The organism is Actinophytocola xanthii (assembly GCF_001921205.1).
Taxonomy (GTDB): Bacteria; Actinomycetota; Actinomycetes; order Mycobacteriales; family Pseudonocardiaceae; genus Actinophytocola; species Actinophytocola xanthii.
Window position 1 is genome coordinate 57,797 of record NZ_MSIE01000053.1, and the last position, 24,596, is coordinate 82,392.

Below are 24,596 nucleotides of genomic sequence, written 5' to 3' on the forward strand. Positions count from 1 at the left end.
TATCGCATTCCACCGCACCCATTCCGCCCAGGTGAGCAGAAGCCCCAGCACCAGCACGACCGCCGCGCCAGTGTCACCACATTCGCCCGCACCACCGCACGATCATGCCCACACGAACACCACCGGACCGCATCCGCCACAGTGGCTCACCCGGTTGGATGAGCGGGACCGCTCTCAGCCGCGGCGGTCCCGAACCTTCGGCGAGGCCGAACGAGGGCTGCTGTCGGTCGCCGCTCTCCGCTCTCTCTGCGCGCCGCAAGGCAGGGCGGCGGCTGGCGGCACGTCAGCGGAAGTCGCGGGAGCGGGCCTCGATGCTGAGGGTGAGCGGCTCGAGGTGGTCGGCCACCAGGCTGGTCACCCCCTCCGCGTTCTCCAGCACGCCGCGGACCAGCAGCGCGGAGGAGTTGCGGGCGATCCGGCTGTAGCGCGACCACAGGCCCCGCGAGCAGATCACGTTGACCATGCCGGTCTCGTCCTCGAGGTTCAGGAACGTGACGCCGCCCGCGGTCGCCGGGCGTTGGCGGTGGGTGACCGCGCCGCCGACCAGCACCCTCGTGCCGCTCTCGACGTCCGCGAGCCGGCCCGTGGGGAGGGCGCCCAGCTCGTCGAGGCGCTCGCGGACGAACTCGGTGGGGAACGTGTTCGGCGACAGGCCCGTTGCCCACACGTCGGCCACCGCAAGCTCCAGAGGGCTCATTCCCGGCAAAGCCGGCGCGGTCGCGCCGACCGTGGTGCCGGGCAGGCGGTCGGGGCGTTCGGCGGCGACAGCGCCCGCGGCCCAGAGCGCGGCACGTCGCGCGATGCCGAAGCAGTCGAACGCGCCGGCCGTCGACAACGCCTCGATCTGGGCCCTGGTCAGGGTGATCCGACGGGCCAGGTCGGGCATGTCCCGGTACGGGCCGTGCTGCTCGCGTTCGGCGACCACGCGTTCGGCCAGGTCGTCGCCGATCGTGCGGACGGCGCCCAGACCCAGGCGGACCGCCGGCTCGGGGCCCTCCAGGGTCGCGTAGGAGAGGCTGGCGTTGACGTCCGGGCCGAGCACACGCACCCCGTGCCGGCGCGCGTCGGCGACCAGCGACTGCGGCGAGTAGAAGCCCATCGGCTGGGCCCGCAGCAGCGCGGCGCAGAACGCGGCCGGGTAGTACAGCTTGAACCAGGCGCTCGCGAACACCAGGTAGGCGAAGCTCAGCGCGTGGCTCTCCGGGAAGCCGAAGTTGGCGAACGCCATCAGCTTCTCGTAGATCCGCTCCGCCAACTCCGCGTCGATGCCGTGCCCGGCCGCCCCCGCGTAGAACCGCTCGCGCAGCCGCTCCATCCGGTAGGTGGACCGCTTGGCGCCCATCGCCCGACGCAGCTCGTCGGCCTCGCCGGGGCTGAAGTCGGCGACGTCCACCGCCATCTGCATGAGCTGCTCCTGGAACAGCGGGACGCCGAGGGTCTTGCGCAGCGCCTTGGCCAGCAGCGGGTGGTCGTAGCTGACCTCCTCCTGCCCGTTGCGGCGCCGGATGTAGGGGTGGACCGAACCGCCCTGGATCGGGCCCGGCCGGATCAGCGCGACCTCGACCACCAGGTCGTAGAACTCGCGCGGCTTCAACCGGGGCAGCGTGGCCATCTGCGCCCGGCTCTCCACCTGGAACACCCCGACCGAGTCCGCGCGCTGGAGCATCTCGTAGACCTTCGCGTCGCCGAGGTCGAGGTCGTCGATGTTCACCGCGACGCCGTGGTGGGAGGTGACCAGCTCGACCATGTACCGCAGCGCGGAGAGCATGCCGAGGCCGAGCAGGTCGAACTTCACCAGGCCGGCCGCGGCGCAGTCGTCCTTGTCCCACTGCAGCACCGTGCGCCGGTCCATCCTGGCCCGCTCCACCGGGCAGACCTCGCTCACCGGGCGGTCGCAGATCACCATCCCACCGGAGTGGATGCCGAGGTGTCGCGGGAAGTTCTCCAGCTGCCCGGCCAACTCGAGCACCTGCACCGGGATGTCGTGGTCATGATCGTCTACTGTGGACTTCAGCGGACCCCAGCGGTCGATCTGCTTGCTCCACGCGTCCTGCTGGCCGGGCGAGTAGCCCAGTGCCCCGGCCATGTCACGCACCGCCGACTTGGCCCGGTAGGTGATGACGTTCGCGACCTGCGCGGCATGTCGGCGGTCGTAGCGCTCGTAGACGTACTGGATGACCTCCTCGCGGCGGTCGGACTCGATGTCCAGGTCGATGTCGGGCGGACCGTCTCGGGCCGGCGCGAGGAAGCGTTCGAACAGCAGCTCCCACTTGACCGCGTCGACCCTGGTGATGCCGAGCGCGTAGCAGACCGCCGAGTTCGCCGCCGACCCTCTGCCCTGGCAGTAGATCCCGTTGCGGCGGCAGAAGTCGACGATGTCGGAGACGATCAGGAAGTAGCCGGGGAAGCCGAGCTCCTCGATCACCGCGAGCTCGTGGGCGAGCTGGGTGTAGGCCCTGGGGTTGTCCGCCTCCGCGCCGTAGCGCTCGCGGGCGCCGGCGTAGGTCTTCTCCCGCAGGTAGCTGATCTCGGTGTGGCCGGGCAGCTCGAACAGCGGCAGGTTCGGCGCCACCAGGTCGAGGCTGAAGGAGAGCTGCAGGCCGAGCATCGCGGCCCGGTGCACCGCGCCGGGGTAGCGCGCGAACCGGCGGGCCATCTCCGCGCCGGAGCGCAGGTAGGCGGTCGGGGCGGGCGGTAACCAGCCGTCCAGCTCGTCCAGCGACCGGCGGGCACGCACGGCGGCCACCGCCGCGGCCAGATCGCCGCGGTTGGGCTGGGCGTAGTGCGCGGCGTTGGTCGCGACGACCGGCAGGCGCAGCTCCAGGGCCATCTCGGCGAGCAGGTCGTTGTGGGTGGTGTCCAGCGGCAGGCCGTGGTCGATCAGCTCGACGTGGACGTTGTCCTGGCCGAAAGCCTCGACCAGGCGCGCCAGCTCGGCGAACGCGGCGGCCGGGCCCTCGCGCAGCAGCGCGGCGCGCACGGCGCCCTTGCGGCAGCCGGTGAGCACGACGCACTCGCCCCGGGTCTCCTCGACGACCTCGTGGAAGTCGTAGACCGGACGACCCTTCTCGCTGGTGTCGGCGAGCTGGCCGGTGGTGATCGCGCGGCACAGCCTGGCGTAGCCGGTGGTCCCGGTGGCGAGCAGGAGCAGGTGCTCGCCGACCGGGTCGGCGACACCGTTCTGCGGCTGGTCCAGCCCCAGGCTCAGCTCGGTGCCGAACACCGTGCGCACGCCCAGCTCCCGCGCGGCCTCGGCGAAGCGGACCACCCCGTACATGCCGTCGTGGTCGGTGATGGCCAACGCGTCCAGGCCGAGCAGCGCCGCGGACTCGACCAGCTCCTCGGGATGGCTGGCCCCGTCGAGGAAGCTGAAGTTGGAGTGGCAGTGCAGCTCGGCGTAGGGGGTGCGGACCTCGGCACCGGCGAGGTCGGTCGGGCCGGGGGCGCCACCGCCGGCGGGGGCGGTGTAGCGCTCGCGGTGCCTGGTCCAGGCCGGGCTGTCGCCCCCGTCCCCCCGGACGTCGTCCTGGTCCGGGGCCGGCCGGCCGGAGAGGACGCGCTCCAGCTCCGACCAGCTGACCGGCGGGTTGTGGAAGCCCATCAGCGAGCTCGGACGTCCTCAGGGGAGCGACGCGGCGCCGGGATCAGCAGGTCCAGGCCGAACAGGTCGGGGTTGACCGGTTCGCGCCTGGCGCTGTAGCCGGCCACGCAAACCGGGTCGGGGTGCCCGATGACGAACTGGCGACAGCTTCCGTCCAGGGTGCGGCACTCGCGACAGGCCCTCGGGTGGCTCGGCATTTAGTCGTACATCCCTTCTACTGTCCACTTCTCGTCGGTCAGGGTGAGCAGCAGCGCGGCTGCCGTGTCCTCTTCGGACTCCTCGAGCAGGACCTGGAGGCGGGCGCGGCGGCCCGGCGTGGTCCACCAGCGGTCGTCGGTGGACCAGGGGCCGGCCCAGGCGATCACGGGGCGTGGGGGGCGTCCGTCCAGGGACACCCGGGCCGGCGGCTCGGTCAGCTCGTGGCGGGCGGTCACCGACACCGGACGGCCGGCCCGGTCGGTCACCGCGGCGGGTAGCGGTGTGGTCGGGACCGTCGCCGGGGAGGGGGAGGGCAGCACGCCGGGCCAGGGGGCGGCCGGGTCGGCGGCGGGGGTGCGCTCGTCGCCCCAGGGGACGAGGCGGACCCGTTCGGCCGGGGTGCGGCCGCCGCCGAGGACCGCGGTGACCACGCCGTCCGGGCCCAGCAGGCCCTGGACGTGGACCATGGCGCGGCCGGCGCGCTCGTCGGCCTCCGCCCGGCCCTCGCCACGCCACAGGTCGAGCTGGAGGGTGGTGCCCTCGATGACCTCGACCGGGTCGAGGCGCAGGACGGTGACGCCGGCGGAGAGCGCGGTGTCGCGCAGCCAGCCGTCGAGCTGCCAGCGGACCCGGTCGGCGATGCCGGTGGGGGTGAGCGGCTCGGCGCAGCGCCAGACCCGCTCGCGTTCCTCGCCGGCGCCGGTCGCGGCGTGGATGCCGAGCCGGGTACAGGCGAGGCCGTGGGCGGCGAGGCCGCTGTGCAGCCGCTCGGCCAGGGCCCTGGCCACGAACGCGGCCGCGTCGACCCGGTCGACCGGGGGGTCGAGCGACTCGGTGACGGTCAGCTCGGGCGGGGGCCGGCGGCGGGCGGGGGGCCGCTCCTCCCGCCCGGAGGCGAGCCGGTGGGCGAGCACGGCGTCGGCCCCGAACCGGGCGGAGACGTCGCGTTCGCCGAGCTCGGCGAAGGCGCCGAGCGTGCGGATGCCGAGACGACGGAGCAGGTCGACCAACTCGGCGCGGTCCTGGCCCTCGGCGGGGCGGTGCAGCTCGCGGATGCTCAGCGGGGCGAGGAACTCCGGGGTGCCGCCCGGCACGACGAGCAGGCCCCGGTGCGCGGCGAGGATGGCGGCGAACAGCCCGTCTGCGACACCGACCTGGCACTCCGCGCCGGTGCGGGCGGCGACCTGGTCGATCAGCCGTTCGGCGGCGGCCTCCTCGCCGCCGAAGTAGCCGGCCGGACCGCGGGCGGGGACCGCGACCACACCCGGCCGGATGATCTCGACACCGACCGCGAGCTCCTCGACCGCGGCGGCGACCGGTTCGAACAGCCGGGCGTCGCGGTCCGGGTCGTCCGGGAAGACGACGAGATCGGGACAGCGACCCTGGGCCTCGCGGCGCCGCATGCCGCGGCGGACCCCCTCCGCCCTGGCCAATGCGGATGCGGCGACCACGAGGTTGCCGGTGACCACCGCGACAGGCCGCCCGGGGAGATGAGCGGCCGCCGCGCTCGCGGCGGTCACCGGCCAGTCCGGGCACCACACCACGAGCATGCGGTGAGGTGTCCCGACGTTCTCCATGATTCGAACCTACGTTCGATTGAGAGGGCTGTCAAACGGGTCACCCGATCAAGCGATGCCGGGGGGACGACACGGGTTCGGGGCGCGCGGGGTAGGTCAGGGTGGCGCGCGCCGGGCGCGCCGCGGAGCCGCGCCCATGGGCCTGGACGGTGAGCTCACGGGCGGCGAGGTAGCCGTGCCCCTCACCCAACCCGGACCAGCGGGTGCGGGCGCGGCGCAGCTCGAGGTCGACGGCCGGCCAGGGCCCGGTGGTCAGCAGGACGGCGCCGCGATGGCGGGCGCGAGCGGAGAGACGGCGGGCCTGGGCCTCGGTCAGCCGGCCCCGCGGAGCGACGACGAGGTCCATGCCGTCGAGCAGGGCGGCGACCACGGCGGGGAGGTGGGTGCCCGGATGGCGCACCAGAGCCAGCCGGTCGACGGCGACACCGAGCTCGTCGGCGGCGACGATGCCCAGGTGCGGCATGCCGACCACGGCGGCCCACGAGCCGGTGGCAGTCGGGGCGGCCAACAGGGCGAGCAGGAGCGAGGTGGAGCCGCGAACGGCCACGGTGCTGCCGCGGCGCAGGCCGCCCCAGGGGAAGAGGTCGGCGAGGTCGGGGAGCACGGGAAGGACCCGTGCCCGCCCCGACGGAGCCGAGGTCAGGTCGCTGGCCACCCCCACCGCACCGGGGATGGCCAGCGATGCACCCAACACCGACATCCGTACACGCCTCCCCGCGACTCCGCACAGGCCGCGGGGAAGGCGGCACCTCTCGAACGCATGTTCGATGCTAGCAGGAGCGGGTGGGAAGGTCGAGCGCCACGGTACTTGTTGGCGACCCCGTCGCGCGGCAGCCGCACTGTGGTCAGCGCCGGCCGCCGGCGAGCACGACGAGACGGACCCCTCAGGCAGAATCGTCGCTCGTGGGCGATGTTTCTTCCGGACGGGTCGAGGTGGGCGCGCGGCCGGGTACGGACGGCGGCACCGAGGCAGCCGACCTGACCCGGGCCAGGGGTGGGGACGACGCCGCCTTCACTCGCCTGGTGACGCCGCTGCGCCGGGAGCTGCACGCCCACTGCTACCGGATGCTCGGCTCGGTCCACGACGCCGACGACGCCGTGCAGGACGCGCTGCTGCGGGCCTGGCGCGGCCTGGCCCGCTTCGAGGGCCGCAGCTCCCTGCGTACCTGGCTCTACACGGTCGCCACTCGCACCTGCCTGGACCTGATCGATGCCCGCGGCAGGCGAGCACTGCCGATGGACCTCGGTCCGTCCAGTGAGCGTGCCGTGATCGACGACCTCCCGCGTACCGACCTCGCCTGGCTGGGTCCCTACCCCCACGCCGACCTCCCGAGCACCCCGCCGGGACCGGCGGCACGCTACGAGCAGCGTGAGGCGGTCGAGCTGGCCTTCGTCGCCGCGTGTCAGCACCTGCCGGGCAACCAGCGGGCGGCGCTGCTGCTGTTCGACGTCCTCGGCTTCTCCGCCACCGAGATCGCCAGCATGATGGACACCTCGACCACCTCGGTGAACTCCGCGCTGGCGCGCGCCCGCCGGGTCCTCGCGCAGCGGGTTCCCGCCCGCACCCAGCAGCAGGCGCTGCGCACGCTCGACGACACCCGGGTGCGGGCGCTGGCGACCGGGTTCGCCGCCGCCCTGGACCGCGGAGACCGCGACGCCTTCGTCGCGCTGCTCACCGAGGACGTCACCTGGTCGATGCCGCCGCTGCCGCACTGGTACCACGGCATCGCGGCCGTCACCGACTTCGCCGTGCGGGTGCCGATGACCAGCTGCCCCCGCTGGGAGTACCGGACGACGAGTGCGAACGGCCAGCCGGCTGTCGCGTTCTACGTCGCGACGCCCCCGTACGAGGCCTGGTCGATCACGGTCCTGACCCTCCGCGACGACCGGATCGCCGGGATCACCTCGTTCCTCGGTCCCGAGCACTTCCCGCCCTTCGGGTTGCCGACCACGCTCCGCTGAGCCGCGCGGGCGTGGTCATGGCGTGCAGAAGACCTCGTCGGTGAGCCTCTCCACCGCCTTCTCGTACGCCTCCGCCAGGGACGAGTCGAGGCCCTCCGGGAAGGTCAGGGAGGCCTCGATCGTCCTGCTGCCGTCGGGCGTGGTGTACATCAGCGTCGCGTAGCCCTGGACGTGCCCGTTGTGGTTGAGGACGGTGCCGCAGCCGGGGCCGAGGTCGAGGACGAACAAGCCCAGGCCGTAGCCGCTGCTGGGGTGCGGGCGCTGCATCTCGGCCAGCAGCGGGGCCGGGACGAGCCTCCCCGAGGTCAGCGCCGCGGTGAACCTGTGCAGGTCGCGCGTGGTCGAGATCAGGTCACCGGCACCGGGCACCCAGGAGGGGTTCTGGCGGGTCACGTCGACGGTCCTGCCCTCGTAGTGGTAGTAGCCGTGGGCGTGCGGCCCGGGGATCTCCGGCGAGGTGCCCGGCGCCACGGTGCCCGAGAGCCCGAGCGGTCGCACGATCCGCCGCTGGATCTCCTCGGCGTAGGAACGGCCGGTGACCTCCTCGACCACCAGCATGGCCAGCGTGTAGTTGGTGTTGGAGTAGCTCCAGTCCGTTCCCGGCTCGAACCGCGCGGGCCTGGCCAGAGCGAACCGGACCAGCTCCTCCGGGCGGTAGGTGTGGAACCGGTTTTCCACCCACTCCTTGCCGGCCGTGGGGATTCCCGGTACGACGGTTCCGTCCGGGTAGTACTCGCCGGTGTAGTTGAACACCCCGCTGGTGTGCTGCAACAGCATCCGCACGGTGATCCGCGGGTCGAGGCCGAACCCGGGCAGGTACTCGACGACCGGGCTGTCCAGGCCGACCCTGCCCTCGGCCACGAGCTGCAACACCACCGTCGCGGTGAACGTCTTGGTGACGCTGCCCGCGCGGAACCGCCCGTTCGTCGGCGGCTTCGCGGCCCCGCCGAGCCTGCGCACTCCGGCGCTGCCGACCCAGTCGCCCCGCTGGTCGTGCACCCGGAGCTGCACGCCGGTGAAGCCGTCGTCGACCATCTCCTCGATGGCCTCCTGCAGCTCCGGACGGGCGGGGGAGGCAGTGGCGTGGGCCGGTGCCGCCCCGGCCAGCAGCGCGACCGCCAGCGCCGTGGCCCCCAGTCGGCGGATGGTCTTCCTGTTGTCACTGATCATGGGAGCGACAATGGGCTGCCGCTCTGACACGGGGCAGCCACCGCACTGACACGCCGGTCGACGCTCAGCAGTCGAACACCGACCAGCAGATGTCGTTGCGCAGCCGCTGGTCGTCGAGTACGAGCTCGCGGATCGCATCCGGGAGCTGATCACGTTGCCACTGGCATTCCAGGCGCCCCGCGGCGTCGCTCTGGTCGTCCGGCACGGCCGCGCGCACGGCCTTGATCGCGTAGGCGGCCGCACCCAGCTCGTGGGCTGCGACGTGAGCGACAGCCCCGGCCTGGCCGGCGGCGTAGGCGGCATGCCGGGCCGCCCCACGCAGATCTCTGGCCGCACCCATCGCATGTCCGCCCGCCGCGCGAGCCCGCATCATCCCGACCTCTCCGCGCACCCAGGCGCGCGCATGTTCGATCGCCTGGCGGGGTCGGGGGTCCGTCGGTCGGGCCGCCTCGAAGAGGTGCAGGACGTGCTCCGCGCACGAGGCAGCCCACAGGGCGAGGAGGTGGTGGTCGGCATCGGTGAGAGTCCCGCCACGGCGGATCGTCACGAAGCGCGGGTCCCGGACCTGGGGGAGGATCATGGCCTGCCGCTCCCCCACACCCCGGCGCGCAGGTGCTGGTCCAGGACGCCCGTCAGCCGGGCGACACGACTGCTGCCGCCGGTCGGAGGCGGGTAGCGGCGGAGCACGTCGACGAGCACCGGCGTGGCACGCCGCCAGGACCGTTCCAGCAGCGCATCGCCGGCCGCTGGGTCGCCACCCGCCGCCAACTCCCCGATGTGCGCGACGCTCGCGGCGGCTCGCAGGATGTGGCCGACCTGGCTCGCCTGGGCGATGGGGTGCAGGTACGCGGCCGACGCCGCGTCGCCGGCCGAGCGCGCGGCCAGTCGTGCGGCTTCGCCAGGGGCGGACCGGGCTGCTCGATGAGCGTCGAGGGACGTGACGCGCTGCAACCTCGTCCGCCTGGCGCCGTTGACGAAGGTCCAGGCCGCCTCGATGGCGGCACGGGGACGCGGATCGCCGGGAACAGCCCGTTCGAAGACCGGCAGGACGTCTTCCGCGTGCTGCACCACGTACCACGCCACGACTCGCAGTTCGTTCATCGTCAGGTCGAAGTCTCCGGACACGGTGTCCGCGTGCTGTGCCATACCCCTGAATCGTATCCGTGGACGCCCGGTTGAGACTTCGAGAACCAGTCCCCCAGCTCGACGGGACGCAAGCCTCAAACAGGGTTCAGTAGAGGCCACGACCCGTTTTTGTCCGGATCCGACAATCGGCACTGGTGAAACTGTCACCGTGCTGCTAGCTGGTCAGTTTCTTGCCTCCTGGTTGACACATTTGGCGTCACTGAGCCGATACGCTGGGTGCCACCCTCGACGGCGCCGGTGGCGGCGAGGAGTATGCCTATGACGGTCGAGTACCGACTTGACGGCGGCGCCCTGCCCCGACGCCTGGCCGACGTCCTTCGGCCCGAGCTGGCCAGCCTCGCCAGCGAGATCGTCGAGGAGATCAGGGCCAAGATTCCCGCCTATGCCCGCCCGTTGGACGGCCCCTACGGCAAGTCCATCCGCGCGGGCGTTCAGCATGCCCTGAGCCTGTTCATCGAGCAGATCGCCAACCCGGACGCCTCGGCCCAGAAGTGCTACGAGGTGCACCACAAGCTCGGGCAGAACGAGATGCGCGAGGGCCGTTCGCTCGACGACCTCCAGGCCGCGTACCGCGTCGGTGCCCGAGTCTCCTGGCGGCGCATGATGCGGGTCGGCAAACGCAACGGCCTGTCCTCGACGGTGATGTCGCAGCTCGCCGATGCCGTGTTCGCCTATATGGACAAGCTCGCCTCGGTCGCCCTGGACGGCTACCTCGAGGCCAAGGCCACCTCGGCCGGCGCGTTGGAGACCTGGCGGCGCCGGCTGCTGGGCATGATCCTGCAGAGCCCGCCCGCGCCGGAGGCCGCGATCGCCGAGCTGGCCCAGCTGATCGGCTGGACGGTCCCGGAGCAGGCCTCCCCGATCGCCGTCCAGGCCCTGCCGGGGACCGGCCACAACCAGCGCAAGCCCACCCTGGACAGCGACGTCCTGGCCGACCTCGACGGGATCGAGCCCCGCCTGTTGGTGCCGGGGTCGGTCACCGAGGCGCGGCTGGCCGGGATCCGCGCGGCGCTCCCGGGCTGCCGGCTGGCGGTCGGACCGTGCGTGCGCCTGGAGGCCGCGGTGTACGCGCTGCGCTGGGCACGCAAGGCGCTGACCCTGGCCCAGCACGGCGTGATCACCGACGGGCAGGTCATCCGCTGCGACAACCACCTCTCGACGGTGCTCGTGCACTCCGACGACCTGCTGTTGGAGACGTTGCGGGACAAGCTGCTGGCTCCGCTGCGCGGGCTCACCGTCAAGCAGCGCGAGCGGATGCTCGAGACGTTGCGGGCCTGGCTGGACACCCGGGGCAGCGTGCCGGACATGGCCGGACAGCTGGGCGTGCACCCGCAGACGGTGCGCTACCGCATGCGGCAGCTGGAGACCTCGCTCGGCGACCTGTTGCACGACCCCAACCAGCGGTTCGAGATGGAGCTGGTGCTGCGGGCGGCGCCGTCGGGACGGCCCCTGCGTCGCGACGTCGTCTTACCCGGTCCGCGGGATCGCCGGTAGCGCCGACGGGCGTCTACCGGTGGCGCCGGCCGGGAAGCTCGGATGCGGTCCCGACACCCCGGCCGGCGCACCCGCCGCCGCCCGCGGCCTGCCCACCCGGGAAGATGTCGGCGTGGAGCCGTCGGTCGTCACCCAGCTCGTCACGGCGGGAGCCACCCTCGGCGGCGTCGTGCTGACGCTGCTGGCCAACGCCTTCCTGGAACGCCGCCGGGGCCGCGACGCCCATCGCCTGGAGGCGCTGCGGCTGGGCGCCGAGCACACGAGGTGGCTGCGCGACGAGCGGGTTCGTGCGTACGCGGAGCTCTCCCTCGCGGCCGAGGAGGTGCTGCAGTCCATGCGCTTCGAGCTGCCCCGGCTGCTCGAAGCCGAGGACGCGGGGGGACGGGCCGGCACCGAGGTTCGGTGGGGGCAGCTGCGTACCGACCTCCGCAAGGCGTACAACCGGGTTCAGCTGCTCGGCGCCGAGTCGGCGCGCGAGGCCGCCGTCACGCTCTGGCGGACCGCGCGGGACAACGGCAACGACTTCCTCCGCGACATCGCCGCCGGAGCCGACCACGCCGCCGCCCTCGAGCGGCTCGGCGAGGGCAGGAAGCAGCTGGGGGCGGCCTCGAACCGCTTCCTCGAGGCCTGCCGCGAGGACCTCCAGGAGACCGTGACCCCCGGATGAGACCGGTCGCCGACCCCCGAAGGGCCGGCGACCGGTTTGCCAGGAGACCTCAGTCCACGACGGCCGCGTGCCAGCGGTCGGCCAGCTGCCGGCCCTGGGTGGGCGCGAAGGCGCGCGGGTTCTGGAAGCCGCCCACCTTGAACGTGGTGTTGTTGAGCACCAGCGAGTTCTCACCGGCCGGCGACGGCAGGCCCTGCCGCCCGTTGACCACCGAGTCGATCAGCCCGAGCAGCCCGCAGCCGCGTGCGCCTGGCACGGCGAAGGTGGTGTCGCCCATGGTGGCGCCCGAGAGCTGGAGGTAGTTCATCTCCCCGGTCGGGTTCGGCGTGCCGTCGGCGTTGAACCGGACGAAGCGCGCCGTCGGCCGGGTCTGGTTGGACACGGTCAGCCGGATCGGGTCGGAGTTCGAGCCGATGTAGCAGGTCCTCGCCAGGAACGGGTTCTGCAGCCGCACCTTGATCGGGATCGTCATGATCGGCCGACCGATGGCGGTCGCCGCCGAGAGGTCGAAGTTGGTCGGGGCGCCGGCGGGCTCGAGGGTGGCGGTCACCGTGTTCAGCGGGCTGCCCACGACGGCCTCGCAGATGTCGGAGATCACCGGGATGTCGCTCGGGCACATCAGGCCGAGCAGCCCACCGGGGATGCTGATCGGCTCCCCGGTCAGGCCGCCGTTCGCCGGCGACACCAGCGTGTAGGTGCCACCCCGGTTGAGCAGGCCGTACTGCATGTCGACCGCGCCGACCGGGAGGGTCGTGTCGCCCATGTCGATGGTGCCGTCGGGAGCCCCGCCGGCGAGGCAGGTCGCGACGACGTCGACCCCGTCGGCGGCCAGCATCGCGGCGGCGTCGACCGGGCAGTTGCCGAAGGCGGCCCACTCGCCGGCCAACGTCTCGGCGGAGGCGGGCGGGGTGATCAGGACGGCGGCGGCGACGGCGGTCACTGCGGCGGCCGCCAGGCGGGACGGTCTCATCTCACTACCTCTCGGGGATTCTGGGGGGACAGCCGTTCTGCGAGCCGGTCAGCGTGCAGATCCGGCCCTGGATCAGCTCGACGTAGTTGCCCGGCCCGGAGACCAGGCCGGTGATCAGGGGGTCCAGGTCCTCGTGCGCACCGCAGCCGCTGAACGGGGGGATCGTGACCATCCCGGTCAGCTTGCCGCCGACGGTGAGCGTGTACGGCGGGACGTTCGCCCGGACCGAGACCTCCAGCGGGGACTCCGACCGGCAGTTCTCGCCCAGGTCCAGCGGCACGCCGTTGATCTGTGCGTCGAAGATTCGCGCGGAATACTTCCCGGTGATGACCGCACCACTGCGGGCGTGCGGGGCCTGAGAATCCAGCCGGACGTCCGCGAAACCCAATCCTATTTGGGTCAGCTGCAGTTTTGCCTTGGTCGGCACGAAATCGAACGGAAGCAGCCACGACTCCCCTTCCGGCAAACTCGGCTCACCGTTCAGGTTGGGCAGGATGTTCGCCTGCTGGCAGCGCAGCTTGGCGTCGCCCTCGCAGGGGACGTAGAACGAGGTCGGCGCGATGTTGACGATGCCTGCCGGTTGGAGGACGGACGCGTCGAGCTTGGCCACGTTGGCCGCGCCGATGACGTAGGCGCAGTAGCGGGCCGGGGTGGTCGGCCCCGGGGGCGGGTCGATGATCTCGCAGTCCGGCGGGATCTCGACCCGGGGAGCCGGCACCGCCGCACGGCCCTCCTCGGTCTCCGTGCTCGTGGGCGGTTCGACCACCACCGCGTCCGGGGGCGGTGGCGGCGAGGGCTCGGAGGACGGCGGCGGCGCGAGGACCGGCACCACGCCGAGGTCGAGCGGCTGGTCGGGGTCGGGCGTGCAGGTCAGGTCGAGGGTCGGCGGTTCGGTCGGCAGCCCGTCGGCGCGGTACCCGGTCACCTCCAGGGTGAGGGGACCGGTGGTGAAGGCCATGTCGCCGGGTTCGGTCGCGACCACCGGCGGCGACTCCAGCGGCACCGCCACCTCGCCGACCGGGACGAGGTCGGACAGGGCGCCGGACCAGGTCACCGGCTCACCGAGAACCGTGGTCTCCTGCCGGGCGACCACGGTCAGCGCCGAGGCCTCCGGCAGGTCGGCGACCGGCGGGGTGAGCGTGAGCACCGCGGCCGACGGTTCGATCGGGACACCCACCTCGCCAGCGGCCGGCAGCTGCGCGCTGATCCGGACCTCGAGTGGCTGGGCACCCGATGGCAGCTGGCAGGTGTGGCGCACCAGCAGCTCGGCGGGGACGGCCGCTGGCTGGCCGGCCGCCGGTACCGGCGCCAGGAACGCCGCCACCAGCCCGGCGACCGGGAGGAACCGCCCGCGCATGCCGCCCCCTCAGGCCTCGGTCGTCGGAACGTGCTCGCCGGGGCGGGCGGGACAGCTGGGCATCGGAACCTCCGGTGGAGGCGGACCCGCCCGGGGAGAGTGGGCGGGTCCGCGAGGCGGGTCAGCCAGTGATCGTCTGGTCCGGGGTGACCTCGTAGGCACCGTCGAAGGACGCCTGGTCACCCTCGTGCAGCAGGCCGAGGCAGTCGTCGGTTGCGTCGACGAAGGTGACGGTCAGCGTGAAGTCGGGCAGCACCCTGAGCACGTCGGTGTCGTTGGTGTAGGTGCCGTTCACCGAACCGGCGACGGTGGCCGAGCAGCCGGGACCGGAGACGTTGGCCTCGACGCCGTCGATCGTCCCGGTGGTCACGCCGGTCGCCGCGTCGTAGCTCACGCCGTTGATGGTCCAGTCACCGACCTGGTCCACCTCGAAGGTGATCAGCCCCGCCAGCAGGCAGTCCTGGAACTCGATGCCGCCTTCCTCCGGGATGGTGGCCAGCAGCGGGCCGGGCACCTCGCCGGACTCCAGAACGACGCCCGCGGTGGAGCTCGCGCACGACATCTCGAGCGTGTTCCCGTCCGCGTCCTGGACGGTGAGGTTCGTCGTGCCGGCCACGCCGTTCGCCGGGCCGCCCGGCGTGATGGTCCACGGCGCCGCCGCGGAGGCCGGGGTGGCGGCAACGACGACCGCGGTGAGCGCCGAGGCACCGACCGCCAACAATGCTGTCAAACGTCCGCGCATTCGATCTTTCCTTTCCCCGATGGAAAAGCGTCGACGAAGTATTCGACTGAAATTGATGTTACCTACGAGTAACCCGATTCACAATCGTGTCACTCGAAATCCCCGACCACCTCCGTGCTAATCGCTGTTCCTGTGGGCTGGCGGATAGATCCGGCCGGTGAAATTGTCATCTCGGCACCATTCCCGTGATGACCCACCGGTCGCCCTCGAGCCGTGCGGTGACCGACAGCTGCGCGGCGGCGCCGCTGCTCGTGTCCCGGTCGGCCCGGGTCGCGGCCTGGTCCAGGAACACCAGGACCCGCGCCGAGTCCTCGGTCAGCTCCTGCACCGCGGTGCTGACGACGCGGCTGGTCAACACGAGCTTCTGGTCCGGTGCGAGCTCGCGGACCTGGGCGAACAACCGGTCGTAGGTCTCGCGTGCCTCGCCCCGCAGCACGTCGGCGGCGACCCGCGCGGTGTCCTCGGTGCGGTCGTAGGAGTAGGAGAAGACCTGGTTGAGCGCGGTGGTCACGGCGGCGCTCACCTCGGCCGTGCGGGCGGTGTCGACCAGCGCGGCGTTCGCCGCGGCCGGCGAGGAGCGCAGCTCGTCGGCCCGCAGCAGGAACCAGCCGCCGAGCCCGGCCAGCAGCACCGCCGCCACCAGCAGCCACAGGTCCCACCGGCCGCGCGGGCGGGCCGGGGACTCCTCGTCGGCATCCTCCAACCCGTCGCCGCCGGCGGCTTCGGTGGCAGCTTCAGTGGCGGCTTCGGTGTCGGCTTCGGTGGCGGCTTCGGTGTCGGGCTCGTCGGTGTCGGCGGTCCGGTCCGGGGCGACGGTCTCGTCGGCGGTCCGGTCGGTGTCGGGGGTCTGGTCGGCGTCGGTTCGCATCGCCCCTCCTCAGCGGGTGCCGAGCGGCACCTGGTCGAGGGCCGACAGCAGCCAGCCGTTGTCGGTCCGGGTGAGCGCGGCGACGAACCGGTTCCGCTTGGTCGCCGACGGGCCCCCGCCCTTCGTGGTGGCGATCTCCACCGACACCAGCAGCTTCGCCGTGCCGGCGCGGACGTTCAGCTCGCTCACCGCCGCGTCCAGCACCCGTCCGGTGGACACCGTCCCGGCCTCGCGCAACGTGTCGCGGGTGCGGTCGTCGGTGCCCGCCAGCTCCTCGCGCAGCGGGCCGGTGGACACGTCGAGCCAGCGGTCGATCCCGGCGTCCACGTCGGCGGTGTCGAGCGTGGTCAGCAGCGTCACGTGCGACCGCCCGGTGGCGAGCACCTCGTCCCGGGTCTGCGCGAACTCGATCGCCTCGTCGTGGTCTGCCTGCCACCAGGTCCAGCCCGCCCAGCCGGCGAACGCCAGGGCGGCCACGACCAGCCCGATCGCCAGCCGCGGCATCACCGTGACAGCCACAACAGATCCTCCAGGTTGGCCGAGCGGGGCAGGTCGGGCACACCGAGTGGGCCGGGCAGCCTGGCGCCGCCGCCGGGGATCGCGGGATCCGGCACCGGGGCGGTGGGCGCGTGTTGGGAGCCACGCACCAGGCGCGGATCGCCGGCGGGCAACGTGCACCCGGCCTTGGTGTTCATCGGCCGGGGATCGGTCTCCTCGCCCGGCCGGTAGACGGTCGACTCGTAGCCGGTCACGCACGGCGGCGGGTCGAAGAACGTCATCACCAGCGATAGATCGCTGGTGTCGGGCCTGATCGCGGTCGAGGTCGCGGCGACGGCCCTGGGCACCATCACGAACAGCTGCTCCATGGCCGCAGTACGCACCTCGAACACCTCAGAGGTGGTCAGCAGGTTCGCCACCAGCACCGAGAGCCCGGGGTTGGTGTCCGACAGCAGCTCCGAGAGCTGCGTCGCGGCCTTCGGCGCGGCACCGATCAGCTCGCGCAGGTCGCCGTCGGCGTCGGCCAGCTCGGTGGCGAACAGCTTGGCGTTGCGTGAGAACGAGCGCCAGGCGGCGGAGGAGTCCAGCTGGGTGCGGAGCACGACCGCGCCGTCGTCGATGAGCGAGACGGTCTGCGGCAGGTGGTCGGCGGCGGTCTGGGTGAACTCGATCGAGGAGTCGAGCAGCACCTGCAGGTGCGGTCCGCTGTCGCGCATCGCGACGTACAGCTCGTCGACGACGGTCCGCAGCGACTCGGTCGGCACCGAGGCGCTGAACGCGGAGAGGTTGCCGAGCAGGTCGGTCACCGGAGGCGGCACCGCGGTCGCCGAGCGGGGGATCACCGCGCCCGGCGCCAGGAACGGCGCGGCGTCCGAGCGCGGCCGCAGGTCCACGTACTGCTCGCCGATGGCCGACCGGTTGGCCACGACCGCCTTGGAGTCCACCGGGATCGGCGGCGCGTCGCCGTCGATGTGCAGGTCGGCCTCCATGCCGTCGTCGGTCAGCCGCAGCTCGCCGACCCGGCCGACGGCGACGCCCCGGTAGGTGACCTCGCCGTTGGTGAACACCCCGCCGCCGTCGTCGAGCTGGAGCCGTACGACGTAGGAGTCGTCGCCGAACACGCTGCCCAGCCCCGCGTACCGGGCACCGACGAACGCGACGGCGGCCAACGCGATCACCACGAACGCGAGGACCTGGAGGCGGACCACCCGGGTGAGCATCAGTTGCCTCCGCTCGGCGGTAGGGGCAGCGGCGGCAGCGGCTGGGTGAAGTCCTCGGGCGGCTCGACGGTGACGAACACGTTGATGTAGTCGCCCTTCGTGCCGGCGAGCACCTCGTCGGTGAACGGGAACGTCGGCAGGATCTCCAGTGCGCGTGGGAGGTTCTGGCCGGCCTCGGCGAGCCGCTTGAGCACCGGCGCGATCGCGGTGAGGTCGGCGACCATGTCCGCCCGGCCGCGGTTGATCGTGTCCACGGCGACGTCGGAGAGCGTGTCGAGCGACTGGAGCATGGCGACCAGGGAGCTGCGCTGTTCCGACAGGGCCCGCAGGCCCGGCGTGAGGTCGGTCAGCGCGCCCTCGATCTGCTCGTCGCGCCCGGCCAGGGTCGTCGAGAGCTGGTTGAGCCCGTCGAGCGCGGCGGTGATGTCCGACCGGTGGTCATCCAGCGTCGTCACCAGCTGGTCCACGTTGGACAAGAAGGCGCGGATCTCGGTCTCGTTGCCGTCGAACACGTTCGACAGCTCCCGGTTGATCGTCTGGAGCTGCCCGATGCCGCCGCCGTTGAGCAGCAGCGACAACGCGCCGAAGACCTCCTCGACCTCGGTGTGCCGGTTGGTCCGGTCGGCGGTGATCACCGCCCCGTCGGCGAGCCGGTCCGCCGGCGCCGGCGCGCCCCGCTGCCGGTACGGCTCGGCCAGCTCGACGAACTTCTCCCCCAGCAGGCTCGACTGGCGCAGGCTCGCCACGGCGTCGGCGGGCAGTGCGACGTCGCCGTTGAGCGCGAGCACGACCTGCGCGGTCCACCCGTCCTCGCCGCCAAGGCCGATCGACTCGACCTGTCCCACCACCACGTCGTTGACCTTCACCGCGGCCTGCGGCACCAGGTCGAGCACGTCGGCGAACTGGACGGTCACCCGGTACGGGTGCTCGCCGAGGTCGGCGCCGCCGGGCAGCGGCAGGTCGTAGATGCCGTCGGTGCCCACGGTCGAGCAGCTGACCGACGCGCAACCCGCGACCAGGGCCAGCACCGCGGCGGCCATCCTCCTGCGGATCACCGGGCACCTCCCACGATCGGGACGGGCAGCGGTGGGTCGTCCTCGGTCATGTACTCGAGCAGGTTGGACCGACCCTGCAACGACCCGCTGTCGGGGTCGAAGGCCTGGTACGCGTTGGTGACCGCGAGCGGCGCGACGTCGAGCGCCTCGGCGAGGGAGGCCCGGTGGTCCACCAGCTGCTGGGTCGTCCGCGCCAGCTTGTCCACGTTGGACTTGATCAGCTCCCGGTTGTCGCGGATGAAGGCCTGGATGTCGCCCAGTGCGCCACCGAGGGTGTTCAGCGCGGTGGACAGCTCGTCCCGGTCGGCGGCGAGCGTGCGCCACACCTGGTCCAGCTGGGCGTTCACCTCGGCGATCTGCCGGTCGTTGCCGGCCAGCATCCCGGTGAACTCGGCCAGCTCGTCGACGGTGGCGAACAGGTCCTTGGACGAGCCGGAGAGGGTTCGCGCCGCCTCGGCGAAGTTGCGCACGCTCTCGTTGATGGCCGCGCCGTTGCCCCGCAGGTTGGCCGCACCCGTGTCGAGCAGCTCGGAGAGCGCTCCGTTCGAGTTGGCGCCGTCGGGGCCGAGCGCGGACACCAGCGTGTCCAGGCTCGCGTACAGCTCGTCCAGCTCGACCGGGGTGGCGGTGCGCGACTGGGGGATGACCGCGCCGTCGGCGAGCCGGGGGCCGCCCCTGGCGAGGTCGGTGAGCTGCACGTAGCGGTCGGACACCACGCTCGGCGCGACGACCACGGCGGCGGTGTCCTGGGCGACCTGGACCGCCGGGTCCACGGTGAACACGACCTCGACCCGGTCGCCGCGCGGGGTGACCGAGTCCACGGTGCCCACCCGGACGCCCAGCACCTGGACGTCGGAGCCGACGTAGACGCCGACAGCACGCCCGAAGTAGGCCGTGACCCGCAGCCGGTCGTCGCCGGAGAAGATCCACCAGAGAACACCGGCGGTGACCACGCCGAGTACCGCCAGGATCGCCATCGCGCGCTTCACCCGGCACCTCCGGGGATCCGAGGCGGGATACAGGGGTCCCGGTTGGCCTCGACCAGCCCGCAGAGATAGTGGTCGATCCACCGTCCGCTGCCGATTGCGTTGTTCATCAGCCGGAAGTACGGGCCGGCGAGGGAAAGGCTGCGGTCGAGGTTGTCCGCGTAGCGTTCGAGGATCCCGGTGACGGTGTCCAGCTGGGACAGCGCCGGGGTGAGCTGGCGCTGGTTGTCCGCCACCACGCCGGAGAGCTGCTCGGCGAGGTCGGTCGTGCCCTCCAGCAGGTCACCGATGGCCTCGCGCCGGTTGTTCAGCTCGGCCAGCAGCAGGTTGCCGTCGTCGATGAGCTTGTCGAACGTGCCGTTGGAGTCGGACAGGGTCGTCGTGACCTGCCTGGTGTTGTCGAGCAGCTGGGCGAGCTGGGCGTCCCGGGTGGAGATCGTCCTGGACAGCGCCGTGAGCCCGTCCAGCGCGCTGCGCACGTGCCGCGGGGAGTCGGCGAAGGTGTCGGAGATCGTGCGGAAGCTCTCGGCGAGCTGCTCGGTGTCGATGGCGTCCGCCGTGTTCGCCAGCCCCTGGAAGGCCTCGGTCACGTCGTAGGGCGTGACCGTGCGGCCGAGCGGGATGGGCACGGCCGGGTCGAGCGCGGAGCTCCCCGTCGGGTGCAGCGCGAGGAACTTGCGGCCGAGCAGGGTCTTGAGCTTGATGGCGGCGGTGGTGGCGTCGCCGACCCAGGCGTCCTCCACCCGGAAGGACACCACGACCTTGTCCACCACCAACTCCACGTCGGTCACCTCGCCGACCTTGATGCCGGCCACCCGCACCTCGTCGTCGGGCCGAAGACCGGCCGCCTCGCTGAACTCGGCGCGGTAGGTGGTGCCGCCGCCGAGCACCGGCAGGTCCCGGTAGAAGAAGACGGCCGCGGCGATCCCCGCCAGCACCAGCGTGCCGACCACACCGATGACAACCGGGTTGCGCTCGCGGAAGGACTTCATCGCGTGCACCTCTCGGCGGTGAGCGGGATGCCCTGGGGCGGGTCGGTGAGCAGGGTCGCCTCGCACAGGTAGAAGTTGAGCCAGGAGCCATAGCTCGCGGTGGCGCCGATCGCGTCGAACTTGTCCGGCAGCACGGTGAGGAACCGGGTCAGGTCCTCCTCCCCCTCCACCAGGTTCGTCGACAGCTGCCCGAGCCCGGCGATGCTGTCCTTGAGCGGCTCCCGGGCCTGGCCGAGCAGGCCGGCCGTGGCCCCGGTGAGGTCGGCGATGCCCTCGATCGCGTCGCCGATCGCGGTGCGGTCACCGGCAAGGCCGGTCACCAGCCGCTGCAAGGTGGAGACCAGGGTGGTCAGCGCGTCGCCCTGGCTGTTGATGGTGTCCAGGACCGAGTTGAGGTTGTCGATGACCTCGCCGATCACCCGGTCCCGGTCGGCCAGCGTGGCGGTGAGCGAGCCGGTGTGCGCGAGCAGGCTGTCGACCGTGCCGCCCTCCCCCTGCAGGACCTGCACGATCTCTCCGGACAGCGTGTTGACCTCGTCCGCGGAGAGGGCCTGGAACAGCGGCTTGAAGCCGTTGAACAGCTCGGTGAGGTCCAGTGCCGGCCTGGTTCGCTCGAGCGGGATCTCCGACCCCTCGGCCAGCCGGTCGGCGGTGCTCGTGCCGCCGCGCTCGAGCGCGATGTAACGCTGGCCAACCATGTTGCGGTACTTGATGGTCGCCCGGACATCCGTGGGCAGCCGCATCCCGCGGTCGACCGAGAACGTCACCCTGGCCAGATGACCGTCCACGATGGACATCCCATCGACCTGACCGACCCGGACACCGGAGATTCGCACGTCGTCGCCCGGGTTGAGCGAGGTGACGTCGGTGAACTTGGCCGAGTAGGAGGCCGTCTCGCCCAGGCCGGTGTTGCTGATCGACACCGCGAGAACGGCGGTGGCCAGCCCGGTGACGAGCACGAAGACCAGGGCCTTGAGCAGCGGCGCTACGAGTGTCCTCATCGGAGGGTCACCTCCGTGCCGCGGTAGAGGGGACCGACCAGTACGCTGCCCCAGTCCGGGACGGCTTCCGGGGCGAGCAGGGTCGAGATGAGCTCCTGCTCCTGCGGGGAGTTCGGCAGCCCGAGGTCACCGTCTCCACCCGGCAGCAGGGGGTGCCCGCCGCTGCCGATCGGCACGGCGACCGCGCCGTCGGTCGGCGCGACACCGCTGGGGTAGCAGCGCGGGCCGCCGGTCGCGTCGTAGACCGGGTCGTCCACCCCGGGCTCGTACTTGCCCCGGGACGGGGTGAAGGTGGCCTCGATGTGCAGTCCGGGCTTGTCCGTGCCGGCGCCGAGGAGTCGGTCGACGGCCGGCTTCAGGTCGGTCATCGCCTTGAGCGTGCAGGGGAAGCTCGGCGAGTACTCGGCGGCCAGCTCCAGCGGCGCGCGGCTGCTCGCGGCCAGGCGGATCAGGTTCTCCTTGTTGTTGCGGAGGAAGATCGTGACGTCCTGGGCCGAGGAGGTGACCTGGTCGTACAGGTCGGACAGCTCGCTGCGCTGGTCGGCGACGGTGTTGAGCGTGGTCGTGGACTCGGTGAGCGCGTCGAGCAGGTCCGGCGCGATGTCCCCGTAGAGCTCGCTGACCTCGGCCAGGTCCCGCAGGTCGCTGGCCAGCGCCGGCAGGTTGGGGTTGAAGTCCTCGAGGTACTCGGCCGTGGTGACCATGGCCTGGCCCAGCCGCTCGCCGCGTCCGTCGAGGGCCGTCGAGATCGCGGTGAGCGTCGCGGAGAGCTTGTGCGGCTGCACGGCCTTGAGCACCGGCAGCAGGTCGTCGAAGACCCGCTCCAGCTCCACGGCGTTGGCCGAGCGGTCCTGGCGGATCACGTCGCCGGCCGCGATCGGCTCCCGGGCCGGGCCGCGGGGGATCGACAGCTGGACGTAACGCTCACCGAACAGCGTCTTGGGGACAAGCAGCGCGGTCACGTCCTTCGAGATCCGGTCGACCTTGTCCGGCTCCAGGGCCAGCTCGATCACCGCACCCCGTCCGCTCGGCCGGATCGAGCGGACGTCGCCGACCACCACGCCGCGCACCTTGACCTCGGAGGACTCGTTGAGCTGGTTGCCGATCCGGTCGGTGCGCAGCGAGACCAGCACGACCTCGGTGTACTTCTCCTGGTAGACCTGCACGGCGAACGTCGCCAGCAGGCCCATCACGACCAGGAAGACCAGGCCCGCGAACCGGCGGACCAGTTTGCGCCCGCTCATCCCGCCACCTTCACCGTCGTCGTGGCCCCCCAGATGGCGAGGCTGAGGAACAGGTCGATCACGTTGATCGCGACGATCGAGGTGCGCACCGAGCGGCCGACGGCGACACCCACGCCGGCCGGGCCTCCGGTGGCGCGGAAGCCGTAGTAGCAGTGCGCGAGCACCACGACGACGCTGAACACCAGCACCTTGCCGAACGAGTAGAGCACGTCGATCGGCGGTAGGAAGAGGTGGAAGTAGTGGTCGTAGGTGCCGGCCGACTGGCCGAAGAACCAGACAGTCACCTGGCGAGAGGCGATGTAGGAGGTGAGCAGACCGATCGCGTACAGCGGGATGATCGCCAGGAAGCCGGCGATGATCCGTGTCGTGACCAGGTAGGGCACGCTCGGCACGCCCATGACCTCGAGCGCGTCGATCTCCTCGGAGATCCGCATCGCGCCCAGCTGCGCGGTGAACCCGCAGCCGACGGTCGCCGAGAGCGCGATTCCGGCGACCAGCGGCGCGATCTCCCGGGTGTTGAAGTAGGCCGAGATGAAGCCGGCAAGCGCGGACGTGCCGACCTGGTCGAGGGCCGAGAATCCCTGCATCCCGACGACCGTGCCGGTGAAGGCGGTCATGCCGACCATCACGCCGATCGTGCCCCCGATGACCGCGAGCGCGCCGGAGCCGAAGCTGACCTCGGCCAGCAGGCGGACGATCTCGCGACCGTAGCGGGTGATCGCCCGGGGGACCCAGACGAGCGCGCGGACGAAGAAGAAGATCTGGTCGCCGAGCACGTCGAGGAACGTGAACCGCCGGTCGACGCGGTCCAGGAACGTGGGCCTGTCCTCCAGGAGCGTCATCTCACGCCCCCTTCGGCGGGACGACCTGCAGGTACAGGGTGGTGAGGATCAGGTTCAGCAGGAACAGCAGCAGGAACGTGATCACCACCGACTGGTTGACCGCGTCGCCGACGCCCTTGGGTCCGCGCCCGGGGTTGAGGCCCCGGTAGGCGGCGACCACCCCGGCGACGAAGCCGAAGATCACCGCCTTGATCTCGCTGATCCACAGGTCCGGCAGCTGCGCGAGCGCGGAGAAGCTGGCCAGGTAGGCACCGGGGGTTCCGTCCTGCATCACGACGTTGAAGAAGTAGCCGCCCAGCACGCCGACCACCGACACCAGGCCGTTGAGGAACGCGGCGACGCCCATCGCGGCCAGCACGCGGGGGACGATGAGGCGCTGCACCGGGTTCACCCCGAGCACCTCCATCGCGTCGATCTCCTCGCGGATCGTGCGCGCGCCGAGGTCCGCGCACATCGCCGAGCCGCCGGCGCCGGCGATGAGCAGCGCGGTCACCACCGGGCTGGCCTGCTGGATGATCGCGAGCACGCTGGCCGCGCCGGTGAAGGACTGGGCGCCGATCTGGGTGGTGAGCGAGCCGAGGTGCAGCGCGATCACCGCGCCGAACGGGATGGCGACGAGCGCCGCCGGCAGCAGCGAGACGCTGGCGATGAACCAGAACTGCCCGATGAACTCGCGGAACTGGAAGGGGCGCCGGAACATGCAGCGGATGACGTCCAGACCGAGCGCGTAGAGCCGACCGGTCTGCCGCAGCGCGGACGTGATCATCGGACCGGGTCCATAGTGGACATGATGGCCTGTTGCGCGGTGAGCGGGAGCGTGTGCAGGTTGCGCATCACCCGGGCCTTGCGGCGGCGCACCGCCTGGCGTTCGGGCAGGCCGGGGGTGGGCTCGAGCTGGGGCACGATGCCGCGCAGGTCCTCACTGCCGCTGTCGAAACCGGCAGCCTGCTCGGCGTCCATCGTGGCCTGGTCCTTCTCCTCGCTCATCCCGATCGGGCCGATCCGG

Annotated in this window: 22 protein-coding genes and 1 pseudogene; 3 read left to right on the plus strand and 20 right to left on the minus strand. The window is 72.0% G+C overall.

What is annotated here, in order from left to right; all coding sequences use genetic code 11:
- Positions 1-283: 283 nt before the first annotated feature.
- From BU204_RS26565 to BU204_RS26580, 3 genes are all read right to left on the minus strand, one after another.
- Positions 284-3,601: an error-prone DNA polymerase gene (locus tag BU204_RS26565; RefSeq protein WP_075128483.1), complete on the minus strand. Its 3,318-nt coding sequence runs from the start codon at positions 3,599-3,601 to the stop codon at positions 284-286.
- A 197-nt stretch (positions 3,602-3,798) separates the two neighbouring features.
- The gene (locus tag BU204_RS26575; protein WP_233160634.1) at positions 3,799-5,376 is read right to left on the minus strand and encodes a DNA polymerase Y family protein; all 1,578 of its coding nucleotides are present in this window, start codon (positions 5,374-5,376) and stop codon (positions 3,799-3,801) included.
- 40 nt (positions 5,377-5,416) lie between these two features.
- Positions 5,417-6,076: a hypothetical protein gene (locus tag BU204_RS26580; RefSeq protein ID WP_143229759.1), complete on the minus strand. Its 660-nt coding sequence runs from the start codon at positions 6,074-6,076 to the stop codon at positions 5,417-5,419.
- 278 nt (positions 6,077-6,354) lie between these two features.
- Here BU204_RS26580 and BU204_RS26585 point away from each other — a divergent pair, with 278 nt between their 5' ends.
- A complete protein-coding gene (locus BU204_RS26585) occupies positions 6,355-7,338 on the plus strand; it encodes a sigma-70 family RNA polymerase sigma factor (protein ID WP_233160644.1) in 984 nt (327 codons plus the stop codon).
- Between the two features lie 15 nt (positions 7,339-7,353).
- On the opposite strand, the gene BU204_RS26590 is transcribed toward BU204_RS26585, so the two are convergent.
- The 3 genes from BU204_RS26590 to BU204_RS26600 all read right to left on the minus strand — a co-directional run bounded on the left by BU204_RS26590 (position 7,354) and on the right by BU204_RS26600 (position 9,654).
- Complete coding sequence (locus BU204_RS26590) at positions 7,354-8,508, minus strand: serine hydrolase domain-containing protein (RefSeq protein WP_075128487.1); 1,155 nt, start codon at positions 8,506-8,508, stop codon at positions 7,354-7,356.
- A gap of 64 nt (positions 8,509-8,572) precedes the next feature.
- On the minus strand, positions 8,573-9,088 hold the full coding sequence (locus BU204_RS26595; RefSeq protein ID WP_075128511.1) for a putative immunity protein: 516 nt from the start codon (positions 9,086-9,088) through the stop codon (positions 8,573-8,575).
- Positions 9,085-9,654, minus strand: coding sequence for a putative immunity protein (locus tag BU204_RS26600; RefSeq protein ID WP_233160636.1), 570 nt, complete (start codon positions 9,652-9,654; stop codon positions 9,085-9,087). The genes BU204_RS26595 and BU204_RS26600 overlap by 4 nt, the downstream gene beginning before the upstream one ends.
- A gap of 258 nt (positions 9,655-9,912) precedes the next feature.
- Between BU204_RS26600 and BU204_RS26605 the strand changes: the two genes are divergently transcribed.
- Together BU204_RS26605 and BU204_RS26610 are read left to right on the plus strand one after the other, a co-directional pair.
- Positions 9,913-11,148, plus strand: a complete 1,236-nt coding sequence (locus tag BU204_RS26605; protein ID WP_075128488.1) for a helix-turn-helix domain-containing protein — start codon at positions 9,913-9,915, stop codon at positions 11,146-11,148.
- 19 nt (positions 11,149-11,167) lie between these two features.
- A complete protein-coding gene (locus BU204_RS26610; protein ID WP_075128489.1) occupies positions 11,168-11,815 on the plus strand; it encodes a hypothetical protein in 648 nt (215 codons plus the stop codon).
- A gap of 49 nt (positions 11,816-11,864) precedes the next feature.
- Here BU204_RS26610 and BU204_RS26615 read toward each other — a convergent pair whose 3' ends face one another.
- The 14 genes and pseudogenes from BU204_RS26615 to BU204_RS26680 all read right to left on the minus strand — a co-directional run.
- Positions 11,865-12,785, minus strand: coding sequence for a hypothetical protein (locus BU204_RS26615; protein WP_075128490.1), 921 nt, complete (start codon positions 12,783-12,785; stop codon positions 11,865-11,867).
- A gap of 4 nt (positions 12,786-12,789) precedes the next feature.
- Complete coding sequence (locus BU204_RS26620; RefSeq protein WP_075128491.1) at positions 12,790-14,142, minus strand: DUF6801 domain-containing protein; 1,353 nt, start codon at positions 14,140-14,142, stop codon at positions 12,790-12,792.
- 121 nt (positions 14,143-14,263) lie between these two features.
- Entirely contained in the window at positions 14,264-14,884 is a 621-nt protein-coding gene (locus BU204_RS26625) for a hypothetical protein (RefSeq protein WP_075128492.1), read from the minus strand.
- A 166-nt stretch (positions 14,885-15,050) separates the two neighbouring features.
- Positions 15,051-15,752: a hypothetical protein gene (locus BU204_RS26630; RefSeq protein WP_075128493.1), complete on the minus strand. Its 702-nt coding sequence runs from the start codon at positions 15,750-15,752 to the stop codon at positions 15,051-15,053.
- 9 nt (positions 15,753-15,761) lie between these two features.
- Positions 15,762-16,271: a hypothetical protein gene (locus BU204_RS26635; RefSeq protein ID WP_233160638.1), complete on the minus strand. Its 510-nt coding sequence runs from the start codon at positions 16,269-16,271 to the stop codon at positions 15,762-15,764.
- Positions 16,256-17,470 carry an MlaD family protein gene (locus BU204_RS26640; protein ID WP_075128494.1) on the minus strand — a complete coding sequence of 405 codons (1,215 nt, stop codon included), beginning with the start codon at positions 17,468-17,470 and terminating at the stop codon, positions 16,256-16,258. The genes BU204_RS26635 and BU204_RS26640 overlap by 16 nt, the downstream gene beginning before the upstream one ends.
- Complete coding sequence (locus tag BU204_RS26645; RefSeq protein ID WP_075128495.1) at positions 17,470-18,510, minus strand: MCE family protein; 1,041 nt, start codon at positions 18,508-18,510, stop codon at positions 17,470-17,472. The genes BU204_RS26640 and BU204_RS26645 overlap by 1 nt, the downstream gene beginning before the upstream one ends.
- 11 nt (positions 18,511-18,521) lie before the next feature.
- A complete protein-coding gene (locus BU204_RS26650) occupies positions 18,522-19,502 on the minus strand; it encodes an MCE family protein (RefSeq protein ID WP_075128514.1) in 981 nt (326 codons plus the stop codon).
- Positions 19,503-19,510: 8 nt separating this feature from the next.
- Positions 19,511-20,503: an MCE family protein gene (locus tag BU204_RS26655; RefSeq protein ID WP_075128496.1), complete on the minus strand. Its 993-nt coding sequence runs from the start codon at positions 20,501-20,503 to the stop codon at positions 19,511-19,513.
- On the minus strand, positions 20,500-21,504 hold the full coding sequence (locus BU204_RS26660) for an MCE family protein (protein ID WP_075128497.1): 1,005 nt from the start codon (positions 21,502-21,504) through the stop codon (positions 20,500-20,502). Before BU204_RS26660 ends, BU204_RS26655 begins: the two co-directional genes overlap by 4 nt.
- The gene (locus BU204_RS26665) at positions 21,501-22,748 is read right to left on the minus strand and encodes an MCE family protein (RefSeq protein ID WP_075128498.1); all 1,248 of its coding nucleotides are present in this window, start codon (positions 22,746-22,748) and stop codon (positions 21,501-21,503) included. Before BU204_RS26665 ends, BU204_RS26660 begins: the two co-directional genes overlap by 4 nt.
- Positions 22,745-23,590 (minus strand): MlaE family ABC transporter permease, encoded by an 846-nt coding sequence (locus BU204_RS26670; protein ID WP_075128499.1) that lies wholly within the window; start codon positions 23,588-23,590, stop codon positions 22,745-22,747. Before BU204_RS26670 ends, BU204_RS26665 begins: the two co-directional genes overlap by 4 nt.
- Before the next feature lies 1 nt (position 23,591).
- Positions 23,592-24,356, minus strand: a complete 765-nt coding sequence (locus BU204_RS26675; protein WP_075128500.1) for an MlaE family ABC transporter permease — start codon at positions 24,354-24,356, stop codon at positions 23,592-23,594.
- Positions 24,353-24,596 (minus strand): annotated as a pseudogene (locus BU204_RS26680) (ABC transporter ATP-binding protein); the annotation flags it as partial. The pseudogene BU204_RS26680 and the gene BU204_RS26675, both read right to left, overlap by 4 nt.